Raw genomic sequence first — 19830 nt, 5'->3', positions numbered from 1 at the left:
CGAAGCCAAGCCGCGCGGATGCGCGGCGCCCGGCGCTTGAGGGGCACGAAGGCAACGCCTTCGTGCAACACAAGTGAGCCAGGCGGAAGACCCCGCCGCGCGCCGCGCGCGCGACCTGCGCGCGCTGGAAGACAGCGGCATCTTTGACGCCACCTGGTACGCCGCGACCCATGTCGATGTCGGCCATGCCGGGATCGACCCGGCGGAGCACTTCATCGACCGCGGCTGGAAGGAAGGCCGCGCGCCGAATTTCTACCTCGACCCGGCCTGGTACGTCGCGCACAACGCCGATGTGCGCGAGGCCGGCGTGGATCCGGTGCTGCACTACATCCTGCATGGCGATGCCGAAGGCCGCGCCGCCGGCCCCTATTTCGACGCCGGCTGGTATCGCGCCGCGCAGGGGCTGAGCGGGCAGGACCGCGCCCTGCCCCACTACCTGCGCGAACGCCACCACGGCGCCTCGCCCCTGCCGGAATTCGACGCCGCCTTCTACCTCTCCACCTATCGCGACGTGGCCCGCGCGGGCGCCGACGCCTTCGAGCACTACGTCACCATCGGCTGGCAGGAAGGGCGCGAGCCGCACCCGGATTTCGACAGCCGCTACTACGTGAAGGCGCATATGCGCGGCGAGGCGCAGGAAGCGCCCCTACTGCACTGGATGCGCCACCGCCACGAGCCCGGCGTGCATCCGCGCATGCCGCAGGAAACGCCGACCATCCCGCGCGAATTCCGCCGCAACACCCGCCCGGCCGAGGAATTCGAACTGCCCCAGCCGCTCCCGGAGGGCGCGGTGCCGCGCGCGAAGGTGCTGGCCTATTACCTGCCGCAATTCCACCCGATCGCCGAGAACGACGCCTGGTGGGGCACCGGCTTCACCGAATGGACTAATCTCGCCCGCGCCCTGCCGCGCTTCGCCGGGCATTACCAGCCGCGCATCCCGCGCGACCTCGGGCATTACTCGCTGGCCGGGCCGGATGCCGGGGCCTCGGTGATGCGCCGGCAGATCGCCATGGCGAAGTCCGGCGGCGTGCACGGCTTCATCTTCTATTGGTACTGGTTCAACGGCCACCGGCTGCTCGAGAAGCCCGTGGACGCCTTCCTGACGGACCAGACGCTCGATATGCCCTTCGCCCTGATGTGGGCGAATGAGAACTGGACGCGGCGCTGGGATGGCGCCGAATCCGACGTGCTGATGAGCCAGGACTACCGGCCCGAGGAAGAGGCCGCGCTGATGGAAAGCCTTGCGCGGCACTTCAAGGATCCGCGCTACATCCGCGTGCAGGGCCGCCCGGTGCTGATGATGTACCGCGCCGGGCTGATGCCCGAGCCGAAGAAGACCGTGGAGGGCTGGCGCAAGCGCTTCCGCGAGACGCACAACGAGGACCCGGTCTTCGTCATGGCGCAGAGCTTCGACGACATCGACCCGCGCGAGGTCGGCTTCGACGGCGCCATCGAATTCCCGCCGCACAAGCTGGCCAAGCGCACCACGCCGATCAGCGCGCATCTCGACTACCTCGACCCCGACTTCACCGGCACCGTCTTCTCCTTCGATGAGGTCGTGCGCGCCTCGCTCGAGGAGCCCGAGCCCGACTTCCCGCTGATCAAATGCGCGGTCCCGGGCTGGGACAACGACCCGCGCAAGCAGGGCAACGGCACGGTGGTGATCCATGGCGCGAAGCCCGCCAGCTACCAGGCCTGGATGGCCGAGCTGGTGGACCGCGCCGAGCGCAACCCCTTCTTCGGCGAACCGCTGGTCTGCGTGAATGCCTGGAACGAGTGGTGCGAGGGCGCCTATCTGGAGCCCGACCTGCATTACGGCGCCGCCTTCCTCAACGCCACGGCCCGCGCCGTGGTCGGCACCCAGCCGGCCGAGGGCCCCGCCCTGCTGGTGGCGGCCACGGATGCCGAGGATACCGAGGCCACCACCCGGCTGATCCAGGCGGTGCGCGGCCTGCGCCAGCTCACCGGCCTGCGCGTCGAGGTGCTGCTGCTGGCCGGCGGCCCGCGGGAGGAGGAATTCGCCCGCCTCGGCCCTGTCACGGTCACGCGCAGCGGCATCGCCGCGGCGCTGGAGACCGCGCATCAGAATGGCGTCCGCCATGTGCTGGTCACCTCCGCCGCCGCCGCGCCGATCGCCGCCGCCGCCGATGCGCGGGGCCTGACCGTGGCCGTCCTGGCGCAGGAAATGCCCGGCGAGCTGCGCCTGCGCGACGCGCTGGCCGGGCTGCGCGGGGCGCTGCGCCATGCCGATCGCCTGATCGTGCCCAGCGAGGCGGTGGCGCTGGCGCTGGCCGCCGAATTCAAGCTGCCGACCCGTGTGGCGGTGGTCGAGCCGGGGCTCGAGGGCCTCGCACCGCATGACCCGGCGGCACGTCGCGCGCTGCGCGCCGAGCTCAAGCTCGCGGAGGGCGAGCGGCTGCTGCTCGGCGCCGGGGCGGGCGACCTGCGGCATGGCTTCGACCTCTTCCTGCAGCTTTTCCGCCGGTTGCGGGCGCAGGAAGCCGGGCTGCGCGCGATCTGGGTCGGCGCGCCCGATGCCGCGCTGCGCGGCTGGCTCGGCGCCGAGATCGCGGCGCTGGCGCCGCTCGGGCTGCGGGTTGTGGAACACATGGCCGAGCCCGGCGCGCTGCTCTCGGCCGCCGATGTGCTGGCGCTGACGGCGCGCGAGGCGCCGTTGCCCACGCTGGTACAGCAGGCCGTGGCCGCCGGACTGCCCGTGGTCGCCTTCGCCGGCGCCGGCGGCACGCCCGGCCTGCTCGCGAGCTTCACCGGCCAGGCGGTGCCGATGGGCGACATCGACGCCATGGCCGAGGCCGCACGGGCGATCCTCGCCGCCCCGCCGCCCGAGGCCGCGCGCGGCCTGGCCTTCAACGCGGCCCGGCGGCGCTTCGACCCGCGGCTGGCGGCGAGCATGCTGCTCGGCGCCGTGCTGCCGAGCCTGCCCGACATCGCGGTGGTGGTGCCCGGGCGTGGCCAGGGCGCGCTGCTGGGGCACCGGCTCGATTCGGTGTTCCGCCAGGACCTGCCGGTGCGCGAGGTGGTGCTGCTCGAGGATCCGACCGATCCGAAGGTGGCGGAAGGGGCACAGCTCGCCGCCCGACGCTGGCACCGGCTGCTGCGCCGCGCGCCCGGGCCCGAATCGGCCAGCGCCGCCACCGCCGCCGAGGCGGCACTGGCGGCCAGCACGGCCGGGCTGATCTGGCTGGCGGTGCCCGACCACACCCTCTCCGGCGCCTTCCTGCGGCGTGCCGCGGCGGCGCTCGCCGCCAACCCCAAGGCGCCCTTCGCGGCGGCAGGCAAGGCCCCGGCGCTGGCCGGCACCCTCTGGCGCCGCGCCGCCCTGGCGACGGCGTTGGAGGCCGCGGGACCTGCTGCTGAAGGCGCTGCCCTGCTCGCGGCCGGCGCGGCGCTGGAATCGCCGGTGCTGCTGCCGGACCTCCCGCTGCTGTCCCTGGCCGTGCCGCCGCCTCCTGGCCCGGTTGCGACTCCCCCCCCCGCGCCGCGGGGTCGGCCCCGGCCGACCAAGCCGGCGGCACCGACCGCTCCGACCCGATCGGGGGCGACGCGACGCAAACGCTGAGGCCGCCCCGCCGCCCACGGCGCCCTGATTCAGATTTGAGACAAATTTTTATTTTTCGTTCGCGCCCCTCCGATTTTCGCGGATTTCACACGGGCGCCGGAGCGTTGCAGGGGCGCCCCGGAACCGCGACTCCGGAGCAGAAAAGGCAAGGATTGCAATAACTTCGTCATCCTCGCCGGACTTCACGATTCCGTGTTATGTTGCGCCGCAAGAAGACCCTGTCTCAGGGGGCGGCAGCCTTGATCCCATGAAGCCTTTTCAGATACTTAGCTCAATGCGGCCCCGGCCCGGCCAAGTCGCTCGACCGCGAAAATCGGTTGACTTCCCCCGCAGTCGGTTCTTAATGATTGCAAAGGTCAGGGGCGCTAACGCGCTCTTCCCATCCGGTTTGGAGGCTCCTCATGTCCGGCTTCGCTTCAATCTACGGTGGCAGCGGCGATGAGGCCCTTACGCCGACGGTCCATGACCAGAACAATTTCATCGACGGGCGCGGCGGCGACGATGTGATCGCGGCTCTCGGCGGCAATGACACCGTGCTCGGCGGCGGCGGCGACGACGTCGTTCTCGCGGGCACCGGCGCGGATGTCGTGTTCGGTGAGGGCGGGGCGGATCGCATCTATGGCGAGCAGGGCAATGACGGCCTGTTCGGCGGCGCGGGCGCCGACACGCTGATCGGCGGCAGCGGCAACGACACGCTGCTCGGCCAGGGTGGCCAGGACAGCCTGATCGGTGGCGCGGGCAACGACGTGATGGCCGGCGGCAACGGCGCGGATGCCTTCGAGTTCGAGGATGGCTTCGGCAACGACCTCATCATCGGCTTCCAGATCGGCCAGGACGTGCTGCAGATCGCGGGCAACATCAATGGCTCGGGCGTGGCCCTGCCGGGCGACCTGCTGCCCTTCATCAGCGCCGATGGCTTCGGCAACGCCGTGATCACGCTGGGCGGCGACAGCATCACGCTGCAGGGCATCGGCGTGGGCGACGTGGCGGCGAACATCAACTCGATCGTCCAGATCGTCTGATCCCCCTGCCTTGAGCAGCCAAGGCGCGGAGGGGCAGCCCCGGCCCCCCTCCCCAACGACAGCCCATGTTTTCCGGCTTGGTGCCGAGATCGCGGCCGTGCTCGTAGAGGGCACGGCCGAAATCTTGCGGGGGCTCGAATTTCGTGGCGAGGCAGGCGCGCCCTTCCGCGCCGCCTCGCAACTCGCCATTGCCGATGGCCAGGCGCTTCTGCTCCTGCGCGCCCCGGACGGCGCGCTTTTCCTGCGTGGCGGTGCCTCGGACTGGATGCAGCTCGGCCCTGCCGAGCCGCTGGCCCTTCTGGCCGAGCGCCTCGCGGGCGTGCCGCGCCTGCTTGCGCTGATCGCCAGCAAGGCGGCCGGCCCCCTGCGCGCCGCAGGCGATACCGGCTTCCTGGCGGATTTCTTCACCCTCGCCCGCCGCCTCGCCCCCGCGGCGCCCGAGGGCATGCGCCCCATGGTCAGCCTCAGCTTGGGGCGGCAACTCTGGCGGGCCGACCAGGGGGGCTGGCTGCTCACACCCCAGGCGCTGGCCCGGGTGCCGGAGCCCGAGGCGGGGCTGACCCCGATGCCCCCCGGCGCGCCGGGGGGGCTGCTGCTGCGCGCCGACTCCCTGCCCCTGTTGCTGCCCGCCGGCCTGCCGGCCCCGCCGAGCCTCGTCGAACTGGCCCGCCAGGGTGGCGGCGCTCCACCGGGGCTGATGCGCCAGGCCTTCGCCGCGCTGCGGCGCTACACCCAGGAACCCTGGTGCCAGGACGCGATCCGCGATTCGCAGGTCCTCGCCATGGCCCCGCCCCGCGCGGCGGCCGAGCCCGCCAATGCCGTCGCCGCCGCCATCGACCGCGCCATCTCCGACCAGGGGGGCGGCGTGTTCCTGGTGGGCTGGATGCACGACCCGCTGAAGCTGATCCGCGGCCTGACCCTGCGCGGGCCCTTCGGCGCCATCCCCGTGCCCATGTCCGCGCTGTTCCCGGCCAGCCGGCCCGACGTGGTCAAGCGCTTCGAGCAGGCGCCCTTCGGCAACCCCGACCCACGGCCCGGCTTCGCCGTGCACATCCCCGATGCCGGCCCCGGCCCGGTGGCGCAATGGCGGGTCGAGGTCGCGCTTGGCTCAGGCGACGCCATCGAACTTGTCGCCGGCCCCGCCCTGCTGCCCGCCGCCCAGGCGCGCGAGGCCGTGCTGCGCAGCGTCAATCCGCTGGATGTCGGGCCCGAGATGCTGGATCGCTGCCTCTCGCCCCCCGCCGCGCGGCTGCATCGCGCCGCCTCGGCCGAACCCGTCGGGCTTGAGGTCGTGCAGATCGGCACGCGGCCGAAGGACCCGCCGGTTTCGGTGGTGATCCCGCTCTATCGCAACCTCCGCTTCGTGCGCCACCAGGTCGCCGCCTTCGCGCGCGACCCGATGCTGCGCGCCAGCGAGATCATCATGGTGCTGGACAGCCCCGAGCAGCGCGGCGAGGCCGAGCATCTGCTTCGCGGCATCTGCGGGCTGACGGAATTGCCCGTGACCCTGGCACTGCACGGCCGCAACGCCGGCTACGCCACCGCGTGCAACTCCGGCGCGGGCCTCGCCACCGCCCCGGCACTGCTGCAGCTGAATTCGGACGTGATCCCCGACCGGCCCGGCTGGCTCACGCCGCTGCTCGCGAGGCTGGCAGACGATCCCAGCATCGGCTGCGTCGGGCCGAAGCTGATGTTCGATGATGGCTCGCTGCAGCATGCCGGGCTGTATTTCGCCCGCGGGCCGCTCGATGACTGGTACAATTGTCACTATTTCAAAGGCTTCCCGCGTCACTACCCGGAAGCGAACCGGCCGCGCTTCACGCCCGGCGTCACCGGGGCCGCGATGCTGATGCGGCGGACCGCCTGGGATGCCGTGGGCGGCTTCCATGCCGACTACATCGTGGGTGACTACGAGGACAGCGACCTCTGCCTCAGGCTGCGCCAGGCCGGCTACGGCATCTTCTACGAACCGGCGGCCGAGCTTTTCCATTTCGAGCGCCAATCCATCGCCCAGCATGGCGGCTATGCCGGCACCGTCGCCGCGGCCTACAACCGGCGCCTGCACCATCGCCGCTGGGCGAGCACGATCGAGACCCTGATGGAGGCCTTCCCGCGCCTGGGCGAGACCCACGCCGCCGCCTGAATTCGTGCCGCCGCCGCCATCGGCCCTTGCGCCCCGGCCCGGTTTCGGTGCCACTTCCACATGGCCCGTGACGGCCGCGCCCCCTTCGTGAGCCCCTCGCCCCGATGCGCCTTCTCGTCTTCTGCCACAACCACCCCGACCTGCAGCCCGGCGGCACCGAAGTCGTGGCCCGGGGCCTGTTCCGCGAACTGCGCGACCGGCATGGGGTGGAGGGGCTTTTCCTCGGCGCCGTCACCAGCCAGCACCGGGAGCGCCGCCCCGGCACGCTGTTCCAGGCCGCCGGGCGCCACCCGGACGAGATGCTGGTCTGGCTCAGCCATTTCGACCGCTTCCACCTCGCCCAGCTCGACACCTGGGGCATGGGCGAGCTGGGCCCCTTCGTGGCGGGCTTCGCGCCCGACATCATCCATTTCCACCACATCCTCTATTTCGGGCTGGAGACGCTGGAGCTGGTGCGCCGCGTCGCGCCGCGGGCGAAGATCATCGTCACGCTGCATGATTTCTTCGCGCTCTGCCCGCAGGAAGGCCAGCTGCTGACCACCGATGGCCGGCTCTGCCAGGGCCCGAGCCTCGATGCCTGCCGCCGCTGCTTCCCGGGCCGTGGCGGCACGGACCTCGTGCTGCGCGAACTCGCCGTACGAGGCGCCTTCGCGGGGGTGGACCTGATCCTCTCGCCCTCCGAATTCCTCAAGGGCCGCTTCGTCGCGGCGGGCTGGGATCCGGCGCGGATCGAGGTGGTGCGCAACGGCATCGCCGAGGCGCCCGTCGCGCCGCATCGTCCCCTGCAGGCCGGCGGCCCCCAGGGCGCGCGGCGCGACCGCTTCGGCTTCTTCGGCCATGTGAACCGCTTCAAGGGCCCGATGGTGGCGCTCGGCGCCTCGGCGCGGCTGAGCAAGCTGGGCGTGGCGCATGAACTGGCGCTGCATGGCGGCACCGCCTGGCAGCCGGACGAGTTCCTCACCGAGTTCAAGGCCGCCGTCGAGGCCGCCCCCGCCGCGCGCCATCACGGCCTCTACAATGCCGAGGATCTGCCGGCGAAGATGGCCGAGGTGGATTGGGTGGTGATGCCCTCCATCTGGTGGGAGAACGCGCCGCTGGTGGCGATGGAGGCGCATCGCCACGGCCGGCCCGTGATCTGCGGCAATGTCGGCGGCATGGCGGAATCGGTGCGTGATGGCATCGATGGCCTGCATTTCCCGGTCGGCGACAGCGCCGGGCTTGCCGCGGTGATGCAGCGCGCCGTGGAGCAGCCGCGGCTGTGGCAGAAGCTGGTGGACGGCATCCGCCCGGTGCGCAGCATCGCCGCCGCGGCGGATGAGCACCTGGCGCTCTATCGCCGCCTGCTCGGCCTGACCCCGCCCGCCCCGGCCACGCCGCCGCGCGCGCCGCAGAAGGCCGGCCGGAGCGCCGCGAAGAAGCCCGCGAAGAAGCCAGCCAGGCCGGCGGCGAAGCCCGCGCGAGGTGCCCGTGTCCGAACCCGCTGAGGCCCAGGCCACGCCCGGTGCCGCGCCGGGCATGCGCGGCTTCGTCGATGGGCTGACCGGCGCGCTCATCGATGGCTGGGCCTTCGAGCCTGCCCACCCGACCGAGCGCGTGGTTGTGGAGCTGCGCCTGGATGGGGAGACTCTGGCCACCACCGTCGCTGATCGCCACCGCGCGGACCTGATGCGTGCGGGCATCGGCGATGCCTTCCATGGCTTCCGCTTCCCCCTCAAGCCCGCCTGGGCCGAGCGCCGGGCCGAGCTGGTCGCGGTCGCGCGCGGCTTCGATGGCGGGGAGGCGCCGCTGCCGCTGTTCCAGCGCGGCGGCGTCCCGGCCACCACGGCCAGTCCGCAGATGGTCAAGGCGATCGAGCGCCTTGCCGCCGGGCAGCGGGAGCTGGAGACCCGCCTGGGCGAGCTGGCCGGGCAATTCGCGGCCCTGCCGATGCAGCAGACCGAGGCCCCCCCCGCCCCCGCCTGGGGCGCGGCGGAGGAGGCCGAGCAGCGCCTCGCGGTGCTGGAGGCCTGGGTGGCGCGGCTCGATGACCAGCTGGCGCAGTTGCATCAGGTCGCGGCCGTCGAGCGCGTGGCGCCGAAGCCGGGCATGGATACCTGGCAGGCGGTGCTGATCGCGCTGCTCTCGGTGTTCGGGCTGGGCGCGCTTGCGACCTTCGCCCTGGTGCTGGCGCTCTAGACGCCATGCGCGGGCGTGGCGCCACACCGGTTTCCGCCCCCTTGGCCGCCATTGCCGGGGACCGCCGGGAACGCCCGCGCCCGGCCACGGAAGTGGTGCCGGATCGCGACGTCATCACCGTGGTGCGCGCCGAGATCTGGGCCGCGGCGAAGCTCACCCTGGCGCTCGGCTTCGCCATCAGCCTTGCCACCTTCGGCGTGCTGCTCGCCAAGCTGACCCTCTGGCAGATCGTGCTGCCGACCGGCAATGGCTGGACGCTGGCGGGCCTCGCCGTGGTGTTCGGCGTGGCCGTGGCGCTGCTCGTGGCCCTCGACCAGTTGCGTGAGCTCGGCCTGCTGGCCATCGCGCACCGCCTCGCGCGTCGGCTTGCGGCCCCCCTGGTCCTGGCGGTCGCGCGCGAGCCGGGCCGGTCGGACCTCGCGGCCGGGCAGGCGCTGCGGGACGTGGAGGAACTGCGCCGGGGCCTCGCCGGGCCGCTGCTGACCTCCATCGTCGACGCCGTTCTGGTGCCGGTGATGATCCTGCTGCTGATGATCTTCCACTGGGCCTTCGCGGTCTGGGCGCTGGTCTGCTGCCTGCTCTCCGCCCTGCTCTCCTTTGCCGGCGAACGCGCGATGCGCCGCGCGCTGCTGGCCTCCAACGACGCGCATGCGCGCACCTCGGGCCTGGTGGCGGACGCGATGCGCTGCGCCGAGGCGGTGGAGGCGATGGGGCTGCGCGCCGCGCTGGCCCGGCGTTGGGAGAAGCGCATGGATGAGAGCGCGGAGTCCCTGGCAGAGGCGCAGTCGACCTCACGCTGGATCGGCGCCGCTCTCGCCACGATCGCCGGCATCGCGAGCGGCGGCGCGCTGGTGGTGGGCACCGTGCTCGGCGCCTACGGCGTGAATGTCGGCTTCGGCATGATCCTGGCGATGATGGTGATCGGGCAGGTCGTCTCGCCCTTCGCGCGTCTGGGCAGTTCCGCGCATGACTGGGCGGCGGCGCTCTCCGCCTGGAAGCGACTGGACGGGCTGCTGCGCGCCGAGCGCAACCCCGAGACGGCGACCGCCTTCCCGGTGCGCGAGGCGCGCCTCGTGATGGAGCGCGTGACCTGGGCGCATCGTGGTGCGGCGCGGCCGCTGCTGCGCGAGGTCTCGATGGTGGTGGCGCCGGGCGAGGTGGTGGCGCTGGCGGGGGCCGCGGGTTCGGGCAAGACCACGCTGCTGCGCATCGCGGTGGGCATGCTCAAGCCGGCCGCGGGCGGGTGCTTCCTCGATGGCCACGCGACCTCCCAGTGGGAGCGCGAGGATTTCGCGCGCCAGGTCGGCTACCTGCCGCAGGACCCGCTGCTGACCGATGGCACGGTGGCCGAGGCCATCGCCCGGCTCGGCACGCCGGACATGGCGGCGGTGCTGAAGGCCGCGCGCCTTGCCGAGGCGCATGCGCTCATCACCGCCCTGCCGGCCGGCTACGCGACCCCGATCCGCGCCGAGGGCCCGCTCTCCACCGGGCAGCGCCAGCGCGTGGCCTTCGCCCGCGCGCTCTATGGCGACCCCAAGCTGCTGATCCTCGATGAGCCCGCCGCCTGGCTGGATGCGGAGGGCGAGCAGCGGCTGATCCGCACGCTGCGCCATTTGGCCGCCCAGGGCGTGGGCGTGCTGCTGACCTCCCACCGCGCGGCGCTGCTGCAGGCGGCGGATCGCGTGCTGGTGCTGCGCGGCGGGCAGATCCTGGCCGCGCCCGGCCGGCCGGCCATCGCCGGGCCGAAGCCGGGCCGGGAGGAGGCGGCATGATCCGCGGCGGTACGGCGGGCGAGATCGCGACCGCGCTCGGCAAGGCGCCGGTCTTCTCGCGCCTGCTGGCGGTTGTGCTGGGCATGTCGATCGCCCGCCAGGCCTGCCTGCTGGGCATGCCGCTGCTGACCATGCACATCTTCGACAGCGTGGCGACGGCCAATGCGCTCGATACGCTGACGCTGCTGACCATCGCCTTCGTCATCGCCCTGGTCATGGCCGGCGTGCTGCGCGCGGTGCGCGCGGCGCTGATGTCGGCGCTGGCCGAGAACCTCGCCCGGCGCCTGTCGATCGAAGCGCTCCAGGCCGCGGTGCGCAGCGCGCTCGCCGGCAGCCGCCGGCCGGGTCTCGCCGCGCTGCAGGACACGGCCGAGCTGCGCCGCTTCCTGGGGGGCAGCGGCATCGCCGATTTGTTCGACATGGTGGCGGTGCCGATCTGCCTGTGGGTGCTCTACCTGCTGCACCCCGTCTATGGCGTGGTGGCAGGCGCCGCCTGCGTGTTGCTCGGCATCCTGGGCGTGGTGCTGGACCGCACGACACGCGGGATGCTGCGCCAGGCCTCGGACCGGCAGTTGCAGACGGCGGGCGAACTCCAGGGCCGGCTGCGGCAATCGGACCTGCTGGAGGGCCTGGGCATGCTGGGCGCGGTGGTGCGGCGGTGGGAGCCCGCCCAGGCCCGCGCGCTGGCCGGCAGCGACGCCGCGCAATCGCGTGCCCGGGCGCTGCGCGGCATCACCGAATTCGCCAGCTACGCCGCGCAGGGCGTGATCGTGCTGGTGGGCGTGGTGCTGGCGCTGGGCGACCAGGCCTCGCCGGGCAGCATCATCGCGGCGATGATGCTCACCGGCTCGGCCACCAGCCCGATCGCGCGCATCGTGCTGGGCTGGCGCGAATGGGCCTTCTCGGCGCTCGCCTGGCGGCGGCTGCATGAGCTCTTCGCCAATTTCGCCCCGCCCCCGCCGCGCCCGCCCGCGCCCGAGGCCCAGGCCGGGCTGGTGGTGGAGGGCATCACCTTCACGCCGCCCGAGGCGACCCGGCCGGTGCTCTCGGACCTCACCTTCACCTGCCCGCCGCAGAGCCTGACCCTGGTGGTCGGGCCGAATGGCGCGGGCAAATCCTCGGCCCTGCGCGCCGTGCTCGGCCTGCTGCCGACCGAGGGCGGGCGGGCGCTGCTGGATGGCGTCGATACGCGCGCGGCGGATCGCAGCCTGCTCGGCCCGCGGCTGGGCTACCTGCCGCAGGATGTGCAACTGCTGGAAGGCTCGGTGCTGGACAACATCGCCCGCTTCGGCCCGGAGGATCCGGAAGGCGCGGTGGAGGCCGCGCGGCTGGCCGGCGCGCATGAGATGATCGGCCGCCTGCCGCAGGGCTACGCGACCGAGGCCGGGCCCTCGGGCGGGCTCTCCATGGGCCAGCGGCGCATGATCGGCCTGGCCCGCGCGCTCTACGGCAACCCCGCGCTGCTGGTGCTGGATGAGCCCGAGGCCGGGCTGGACGCGCAGGGGCGCGAGGCCGCCCGCGCGGCGGTGCTGGCGGCGCGCGCGGCGGGCGCGGCCTGCCTCGTGGTCAGCCATGACCCGAACCTCTGGCAGGGCCATATGGACCAGGTGCTGCGGCTTGGCCGCGGCGGCAGCTTTCAACTGGAATCCGGACGATGAGCACGGCGCGGCTGGGCGGGCCGAAATCCATCCCCCTCTCCTTCGCGGAGGCCGAGGCGGCGGCCGCGCTGCCTTCCGTGCAGCGGATCATGCGCGGTGCGCTGCTGCTGCTGGTGCTGGGCTGCGGCGGCCTGCTGTTCTGGGCGGCGATCACGCCGATCGAGCGCGCGGTCGTGGCCTCGGGCCAGCTGGTGGCCGAGGGGCGGCGCAAATCCATCCTGCTCTCCGAACCGGGGATCCTGCAGCAATTGCTGGTGCGCGAGGGCCAGCGCGTGGAGACCGGCCAAGTGCTGCTGCGGCTCGACCCCACCGTGGCCGAGGCCGCCGCCGCCCAGGCGCGCGCGCAGGCGCTCACCCTCGGGGCGCGCCTTGCCCGGCTGCGCGCCGAGCAGGCGGACCAGCGGCAATTCACCCCGCCGCCCGAACTGGTGGCGGCCGCGCAGGGCGATGTGGCGCTGGCCTCCATCCTGGCGGCCGAGCGCCGGCTGTTCAGCGCCCGGTGGGAGACCTTCGACGGCAATGTCTCGGTCCTGGAACGCAAGATCGGCGTGGAGCGGGAGAAGCTGGTGGCGGCCACGGCGCAGCGCGTGGCGGCGAATTCCCGCCTCGCCTCCCTGCGCGCCGACCTCGCCGGCCAGCGCCCCCTTGCGCGCGACGGCTTCGCGCTGATGAGCCGGGTGCGTGAGCTGGAACGGCTGGAGGCGCAGGCGATCGGCGATATCGGCCTCTACGCGGCGCAGGAGGCGCAGTTCCGCCAATCCATCGCCCAGGCCGAGCTCGAGCTCTCCGCCTTCCGCCTGACCCGCGCGCAGGAGATCGCGCGCGAATTGCAGGACGCGCAGCAGCAGCTGGTGGAGGCCGAGCAGCGCGTGCTGGCGGCGGAGAATGTGCGTGGCCGGCGCGACATCCTCGCCCCCGAGCCGGGCATCGTCACCGATATCCGCTTCGTCACCCCCGGCAGCAGCATCACCGACGGCCAGCCGGTGCTGGACCTGCTGCCGGTCGATGACCGGCTGATCGTCGAGGCGAAGGTGGCGCCGACCGATGTCGAGCAGCTGGCGGTGGGCAGCCGGGTGAACATCCGCCTCACGGCGCTGCGCGTGCGCACGACGCCGCTGCTGGCCGGGCACCTCACCTATGTCTCGGCCGACCAGCAGACCGACCAGCAGGGCAATGTGTTCTTCCTTGCCCGCGCGGAGATCGACCCCGGCGAGGTGCAGCGCATCCCCGGCCTGCGGCTCAATGCCGGCATGCCGACGGAGGTCTTCGTGCTGGGCGAGACGCGCAGCGCGCTGGACTACCTGACCGCGCCGATCCGTGATTCGATGCGCCGCGCGCTGAGGGATTGAGCGGGGGATCGAGGATGAGCGAGTTGCGCGTGGCGATCGTCGGCGCCGGCCCGGTGGGCCTGGTGCTGGCGCTGAAGCTCGCCACCCTGGGGGTCGCCAGCACGGTGCTGGAGGCGGAGTCCGACATCTCCGAGGCGCTGCGCGCCAGCACCTTCCACCCGCCCTCGCTCGACATGCTCGACGAACTCGGCGTCGCAGCACCCTTGATCGCGCAGGGGCTGGTGACGCCGCACTGGCAGATCCGGCGGCATGAGGATGGCGCGCGCGCGCTGTTCGACCTCTCGCTGCTGAAGGAGGACACGGCGCATCCCTACCGGCTGCAGGCCGAGCAGTGGAAGCTCTCGCGCATCATCCTCGCGAGGCTCGCGGCAGAACATGCCGGTGCCGTCGATGTCGTGTTCAACGCGCGCGTCGAATCCGTGGTGCAGGATGCGGATGGCGTGACGCTGAGCGGCGAGGGATTCGCGCCGCTGCGCGTGCCCTATGCCATCGGCTGCGACGGCGCGCGTTCCGTGGTGCGGCGCGCCATGGGGCTCGACTTCCCGGGCGACACCTATCCCGAGACCACCATCCTCGCCACCACCACCTTCCCCTTCCACGAAGTGTTCGAGGGCCTGTCCAACGTCAACTACGTCTGGACCGAGCACGCGGCCTTCAGCGGCACCTTCTCGCTGCTGCGCGTGCCGGGGAAGTGGCGCGCGAGCCTCTACCCCGCGCCCGGCGAATCGGTGGAGGAGGCGCTGGAACCGGCGGCGATCGAGCGCAAGCTGCAGGCGATCCACCCCAAGCCCACGCCCTATGACGTGCCGGACCTACGCCCCTATCGGGTGCACCAGCGCATCGTGGAGAATTACCGCCTGGGCCGGCTGGTGCTGGCGGGCGATGCCGCGCATCTCAACAGCCCGGCCGGGGGCATGGGCATGAATGGCGGCATCCATGACGCGATGGAACTGGCCGCCACGCTGCTGCCCATCCTGCGCGGCGAGGCGGACGAATCCCTGCTCGACCGCTACACGCGCCGCCGCCAGCCCGTGGCGAAGCGCGAGATCATCGCCCAGGCGGATCGCAACCGCGCGCGGATGCGTGAGCGCGATCCGGCGAAGCGCGCCGCCCTGCTGGCCGATCTGCAGGCCACCGCCGGGGACCCGGTGAAGGCCCGCGAGCACCTGCTGCGCAGTTCGATGATCACCGGGCTGCGGCTGGCCGCCACCGTTGCCTGAGGCGGACTCTCCCCTTCACCGCTCTGTCATAAAAATGTAAAAGCGACGCAACGCGTGCCGGCTAGGTGCCCGCGACCAACTCACCTGGGGAGAGAGAGGCCGATGTTTCGCCGTACCATCATGGCTGGCGCCGTCGCGCTGGCCGGCATGCACTTCGCCGCGCCCGCCGTGGCGCAAGCGCCGACCGAGATCACCTTCTGGCACGGGCTGACCCAGCCGCTGGGCGGGATGCTCGAGCAGATCGCCGCCGACTTCAACGCCAGCCAGAACCACACCCGCGTGGTGGCCAGCTTCCGCGGCAGCTACCCCGAGACGATGGTCGCCGCCATCGCCGCCTTCCGCGCCAACCAGGCGCCGCACATCGTGCAGATGTTCGAGGTCGGCACCGGCACCATGATGGCCGCCGGCCGCGCCATCAAGCCGCTGCATGAGCTGCTGGCCGAAACCAACACGAACATCAACTTCCAGGACTACCTGCCCGGCGTGCGCGGCTACTACAGCCTCTCCGACGGGCGGATGATGTCGATGCCGTTCAACAGCTCGACCTCCGTGGTGTTCTACAACAAGGACGCCTTCCGCCGCGCCAACCTCAACCCGGATGCCTTCCCGCAGACCTGGGAAGGGGTGGCCGCCGCCGCGCAGGCGCTCAAGGCCGCCGGCGTGGCCTGCCCGATGACCTCGGCCTGGCCGACCTGGACGCAGGTGGAGCAGTTCTCCGCCATCCACAACATCCCGCTCGCCACCCAGGGCAACGGCTTCGGCGGGCTGAACGCCGAGCTGCGCATCAACAACCCGCTGATGGTCCGTCACATGACGAACCTGGTGCAGTGGCAGCGCGACGGCCTGTTCCGCTACGGCGGGCGCGACGGCGCGGCGGATGCGCTGTTCCCCTCGGGCGAATGCGCCATCATCTTCGCCTCCTCCGGCCTGCGCGCGCGCATCCAGCGTGAGGCGCAGTTCGCCTGGGGTGTCGCGCAGCTGCCCTATTACGAGGGCACGACGCCGATCAACTCGATCATCGGCGGTGCGAGCTTCTGGACGATGAACCGCGGCCCGAACGCGACGCGCAGCGCCGCCGAGCTGCGCGGCGTCGCCGCCTTCTTCGCCTATATCGCGCGCCCCGAAGTGGCCGCGAAGTGGCACACGGATACGGGCTTCCTGCCCGTGACCCGCACGGCCTTCGAGCAGGTCCGCGCCACGGGCTTCTACAACCAGCCGCAGAACGCCGGCGCGGACATCCCCATCCAGCAGATGCTGCGCGGTGGCGGGCAGATGACCGAGAACTCGATGGGCATCCGCCTGGGCGGCTTCGTCGAGATCCGCACCATCATCCAGGAGGAGCTGGAGCGCGCCTTCCAGGGCCAGCAGACCGCGGAGCAGGCGATGAACAACGCGGTCACGCGCGGCAACGTGGTGCTGCGCAACTTCGAGCGCCAGAACCGCGGCGGCTGATGCAGGCCTGACCTGACCAGAAGGGGTGGGCGCGGCGCCCACCCCTTTTTCGTGCAACCGGGGGACGACGCACTTGCGCAAGAAGGTCATCTTCAAGGGGACCGCGCTGCCTTGGCTGCTGCTGCTGCCGCAACTCGTCATCACCGGCATCTTCTTCTTCTGGCCGGCGGGGCAGGCGATCTACGGCTCCTTCCTGCGCGAGGACGCCTTCGGCCTGTCGCGTGAATTCGTCGGCCTCGAGAATTTCACCGATGTGCTGGCCGACCCCAACTACCTGGCCGCCGGCTGGAACACGGTGATCTTCTCCACCTCGGTCGCGGTGATCGCGCTGGGGGCCGCGCTGTTCCTCGCCGTGCAGGCGGACAAGGCGATCCGCGGGGCGGATGCCTACAAGACCCTGCTGATCTGGCCCTATGCCGTGGCCCCGGCGGTCGCCGCCGTGCTGTGGCTGTTCATGTTCCACCCGCAGATCGGCCTGTTCGGGCGCTTCCTGAACGGCATCGGCATCCCCTGGGACTACAAGGTGAATGGCGACCAGGCGATGCTGCTGGTCATCCTCGCCGCCGCCTGGAAGCAGGTGAGCTACAACTTCATCTTCTTCCTCGCCGGGCTGCAGAGCATCCCGAAATCCGTGCTGGAAGCCGCGGCCATCGACGGCGCGCGCCCGGTGCGGCGCTTCTGGACCATCATCTTCCCGCTGCTCGCACCCACCTCCTTCTTCCTGCTGGTGGTCAACATCGTCTACGCCTTCTTCGACACCTTCGGCACGATCCACGCCCTGACCCAGGGCGGCCCCGGCCAGGCGACGACGACGCTGATCTACAAGGTCTATGTGGACGGCGTGCAGAACCTGAATTTCGGCTCGAGCGCGGCGCAGAGCGTGATCCTGATGGGCATCGTCATCGTGCTGACCGCGGTGCAGTTCCGCTTCATCGAGAAGAAGGTGCATTACTGATGTGCACGGTCGCAAAGCCCTCTCCCCCCGCCGGGGGGAGAGGGTTGGGTGAGGGGGTCTCAGCGATGTACGCGCAGCCGCGCCGCCTCCACGATCGCCAGCAGGACGCCATCGAGATTGGAAGCGATCTCGTTGTTCCAGTAGCGCATCACGCGCCAACCCGCCGCTTCCATGGCGGCGTCGCGCAAGGCATCGCGCGCGGCGCCGTGCTGCCCGCCATCGACCTCGACCACCAGCCTTGCCTCAACGCAGGCGAAATCGGCGGTGTAGGGGGGAATGGGGTGTTGTCGGCGAAACTTGAAATCCAGTTGCCGGCTGCGAAGTGCCATCCACAGCCTTCGTTCCGCCTCGCTGGCGAGGACACGAAGCTGGCGCGCGCGGCGGTGTGCCGAGGTTTCGGGCATGGCGCGGCAGCCTATCGCGCCGCGCGGTCACGACGCTACTGCAAGCCCCCCTCACCCAACCCTCTCCCCCCCGCGGGGGGAGAGGGCTTCGTGCGCGAGGTCGCCCGATGAGCACCTCGGTCGCCGATGACCTTGCCCTCGCCCGCGCCACCGCGCGGCGGCAGGCGATGGGGCGCTATGTGGCGCATCTCATCCTCGCGCTCGGCGTGCTGGTCTTCGCCTTCCCCATCTGGATCACCGTGGTGGGCTCGACCCATGACGTGAACACGATCGGCCGCGGCGAGGTGCCGCTGTGGTTCGGGGGCGAGGCGATCGCCAACTATGTCTCCGCCTGGCTCACCGGCGGCGCCGCCGTGCGCACCACCGGCGGCGTGCCGGCCTGGATCATGCTGTGGAACAGCCTGAACATGGCCGTGCTGATCGCCGTGGGGAAGATCGCGATCTCCCTGCTCTCGGCCTATGCGGTCGTCTTCTTCAGCTTCCCCGGCCGCATGATCGCCTTCTGGCTGATCTTCATCACGCTCATGCTGCCCGTCGAGGTGCGCATCATCCCGACCTTCGAGGTCATGGTGAATATGGGCCTGATCAACTCGATGTCGGGCCTTGTCGTGCCGCTGATCGCCTCGGCCACCGCCACGCTGCTGTTCCGGCAGTTCTTCCTCACCATCCCCGACGAGTATGTGGAAGCCGCGAAGATCGACGGCGCCGGCCCGCTGCGCTTCTTCAAGGATGTCGTGCTGCCGCTGAGCGTCACCAACATCGCCGCACTCTTCGTCATCCTCTTCATTTATGGCTGGAACCAGTATCTCTGGCCGCTGCTCATCGTCTCGGACAAGGACCTCGAGACGGTGGTGGTCGGCATGACGAAGATGATCGGCAGCGGCGACGCGCAGAACGAGTGGAACATCATCATGGCCACCGCCGTGCTGGCCATGGTGCCGCCCGTCGCCGTGGTCGTCCTCATGCAGCGCTGGTTCGTCAAGGGCCTGACGGAGACGGAAAAGTAATGGCAACGCTCACCCTGACTTCCGTCAAGAAGCAGTTCGGCGCCACGCAGGTGCTGCACGGCATCGACCTCGACGTGGCGGATGGCGAGATGATCGTCGTCGTCGGCGCCTCGGGCTGCGGCAAATCCACCCTGCTGCGCATCGTCGCCGGCCTCGAATCCCCGAGTTCGGGCACGGTGCGCATCGATGGCCGCGACGTCACCGCGCTCGAGCCCGCGGACCGCGACATCGCCATGGTGTTCCAGAACTACGCGCTCTATCCGCACATGACCGTCTTCGACAACATGGCCTATGGCCTGAAGATCCGCGGTCAATCGGCCAGCGAGATCAAGCGCCGCGTGCATGAGGCGGCCGAGATGCTCGAGATCTCGCAGCTTCTCACCCGCAAGCCGCGCCAGCTTTCGGGCGGGCAGCGCCAGCGCGTGGCGATGGGCCGCGCCGTGGTGAGGGAGCCCAAGCTCTTCCTCTTCGACGAACCGCTCTCCAACCTCGATGCCAAGCTGCGCGTGCAGATGCGCGCGGAGATCCGCCGGCTGCAGAAGCGGCTCGGCGTCACCTCGCTCTTCGTGACGCATGACCAGGTGGAGGCGATGACGCTGGGCGACCGGCTGGTGGTGATGCACAAGGGCCGCGCCGCGCAGGTGGCCTCGCCCATGGAGGTCTGGGGCCGGCCGGCGGACACCTATGTCGCGGGCTTCATCGGCTCGCCCGCCATGAACTTCCTGAGCGCGAGCCTTGCCCTGGGCGGCGCCGGCGCCGCGCTGAAGGCCGGCCCGACCGCGCCCTTCGCCGATGCGCCGCGGCTGGGCGCCGAGGGCCAGAAGCTCACCATCGGCATCCGCCCCGAACATGTGGTGGTGGCCGAGGGCGGGCTGCCGCTGCAGATCGACCTGATCGAGCCGCTCGGCAGCGAGACCGTGATCCATGGCCGCCTGCCCGGCGGCGAGGTGCTGACCGCGCGCCTGCCGCTCGCCGCCGGCGAGATCGGCGCCAGCCTGCCGGTGCACCTGCCCCCCACCGCGTGGCACGTCTTCGACGAGGCCGGCGTGCGGATGGGTTGAGCGTGGACGGGCAGCCCGCCGCGCCGTACGCA

The 19830-nt window shown here is 71.5% G+C and carries 14 protein-coding genes; 13 read left to right on the top strand and 1 reads right to left on the bottom strand.

Going from position 1 to position 19830, the window contains the following annotated elements:
- Positions 1-73 precede the first annotated feature (73 nt).
- The 11 genes from AC2D9U_RS12805 (at position 74) to ugpA (ending at position 17326) form a co-directional block, all read left to right on the top strand.
- Complete coding sequence (locus AC2D9U_RS12805) at positions 74-3580, top strand: glycoside hydrolase family 99-like domain-containing protein (RefSeq protein ID WP_484749487.1); 3507 nt, start codon at positions 74-76, stop codon at positions 3578-3580.
- A 401-nt stretch (positions 3581-3981) separates the two neighbouring features.
- The gene (locus AC2D9U_RS12800) at positions 3982-4602 is read left to right on the top strand and encodes a calcium-binding protein (protein WP_484749485.1); all 621 of its coding nucleotides are present in this window, start codon (positions 3982-3984) and stop codon (positions 4600-4602) included.
- 124 nt (positions 4603-4726) lie between these two features.
- Positions 4727-6745, top strand: a complete 2019-nt coding sequence (locus tag AC2D9U_RS12795; protein ID WP_484749483.1) for a glycosyltransferase — start codon at positions 4727-4729, stop codon at positions 6743-6745.
- Between the two features lie 104 nt (positions 6746-6849).
- A complete protein-coding gene (locus AC2D9U_RS12790) occupies positions 6850-8229 on the top strand; it encodes a glycosyltransferase family 4 protein (RefSeq protein WP_484749481.1) in 1380 nt (459 codons plus the stop codon).
- Positions 8213-8920 carry a hypothetical protein gene (locus tag AC2D9U_RS12785; RefSeq protein WP_484749479.1) on the top strand — a complete coding sequence of 236 codons (708 nt, stop codon included), beginning with the start codon at positions 8213-8215 and terminating at the stop codon, positions 8918-8920. The genes AC2D9U_RS12790 and AC2D9U_RS12785 overlap by 17 nt, the downstream gene beginning before the upstream one ends.
- A gap of 41 nt (positions 8921-8961) precedes the next feature.
- Entirely contained in the window at positions 8962-10692 is a 1731-nt protein-coding gene (locus AC2D9U_RS12780) for an ATP-binding cassette domain-containing protein (RefSeq protein ID WP_484749477.1), read from the top strand.
- The gene (locus AC2D9U_RS12775; RefSeq protein WP_484749475.1) at positions 10689-12350 is read left to right on the top strand and encodes an ATP-binding cassette domain-containing protein; all 1662 of its coding nucleotides are present in this window, start codon (positions 10689-10691) and stop codon (positions 12348-12350) included. The genes AC2D9U_RS12780 and AC2D9U_RS12775 overlap by 4 nt, the downstream gene beginning before the upstream one ends.
- On the top strand, positions 12347-13699 hold the full coding sequence (locus AC2D9U_RS12770) for an HlyD family type I secretion periplasmic adaptor subunit (RefSeq protein WP_484749473.1): 1353 nt from the start codon (positions 12347-12349) through the stop codon (positions 13697-13699). Before AC2D9U_RS12775 ends, AC2D9U_RS12770 begins: the two co-directional genes overlap by 4 nt.
- A gap of 14 nt (positions 13700-13713) precedes the next feature.
- A complete protein-coding gene (locus AC2D9U_RS12765; protein WP_484749472.1) occupies positions 13714-14919 on the top strand; it encodes an FAD-dependent oxidoreductase in 1206 nt (401 codons plus the stop codon).
- A gap of 102 nt (positions 14920-15021) precedes the next feature.
- Entirely contained in the window at positions 15022-16371 is a 1350-nt protein-coding gene (ugpB, locus tag AC2D9U_RS12760) for a sn-glycerol-3-phosphate ABC transporter substrate-binding protein UgpB (RefSeq protein ID WP_484749470.1), read from the top strand.
- 73 nt (positions 16372-16444) lie between these two features.
- Positions 16445-17326 (top strand): sn-glycerol-3-phosphate ABC transporter permease UgpA, encoded by an 882-nt coding sequence (gene ugpA, locus AC2D9U_RS12755; RefSeq protein ID WP_484749468.1) that lies wholly within the window; start codon positions 16445-16447, stop codon positions 17324-17326.
- Between the two features lie 59 nt (positions 17327-17385).
- On the opposite strand, the gene AC2D9U_RS12750 is transcribed toward ugpA, so the two are convergent.
- On the bottom strand, positions 17386-17730 hold the full coding sequence (locus tag AC2D9U_RS12750; RefSeq protein WP_484749466.1) for an endonuclease domain-containing protein: 345 nt from the start codon (positions 17728-17730) through the stop codon (positions 17386-17388).
- A 107-nt stretch (positions 17731-17837) separates the two neighbouring features.
- Here AC2D9U_RS12750 and ugpE point away from each other — a divergent pair, with 107 nt between their 5' ends.
- Together ugpE and ugpC are read left to right on the top strand one after the other, a co-directional pair.
- Positions 17838-18737 (top strand): sn-glycerol-3-phosphate ABC transporter permease UgpE, encoded by a 900-nt coding sequence (gene ugpE / locus AC2D9U_RS12745; protein ID WP_484749465.1) that lies wholly within the window; start codon positions 17838-17840, stop codon positions 18735-18737.
- Complete coding sequence (gene ugpC / locus AC2D9U_RS12740; RefSeq protein ID WP_484749463.1) at positions 18737-19798, top strand: sn-glycerol-3-phosphate ABC transporter ATP-binding protein UgpC; 1062 nt, start codon at positions 18737-18739, stop codon at positions 19796-19798. Before ugpE ends, ugpC begins: the two co-directional genes overlap by 1 nt.
- Positions 19799-19830 lie beyond the last annotated feature (32 nt).

Source organism: Roseomonas sp. TF40, from assembly GCF_057219975.1.
This window is presented reverse-complemented; position numbering and strand designations above follow the sequence as displayed.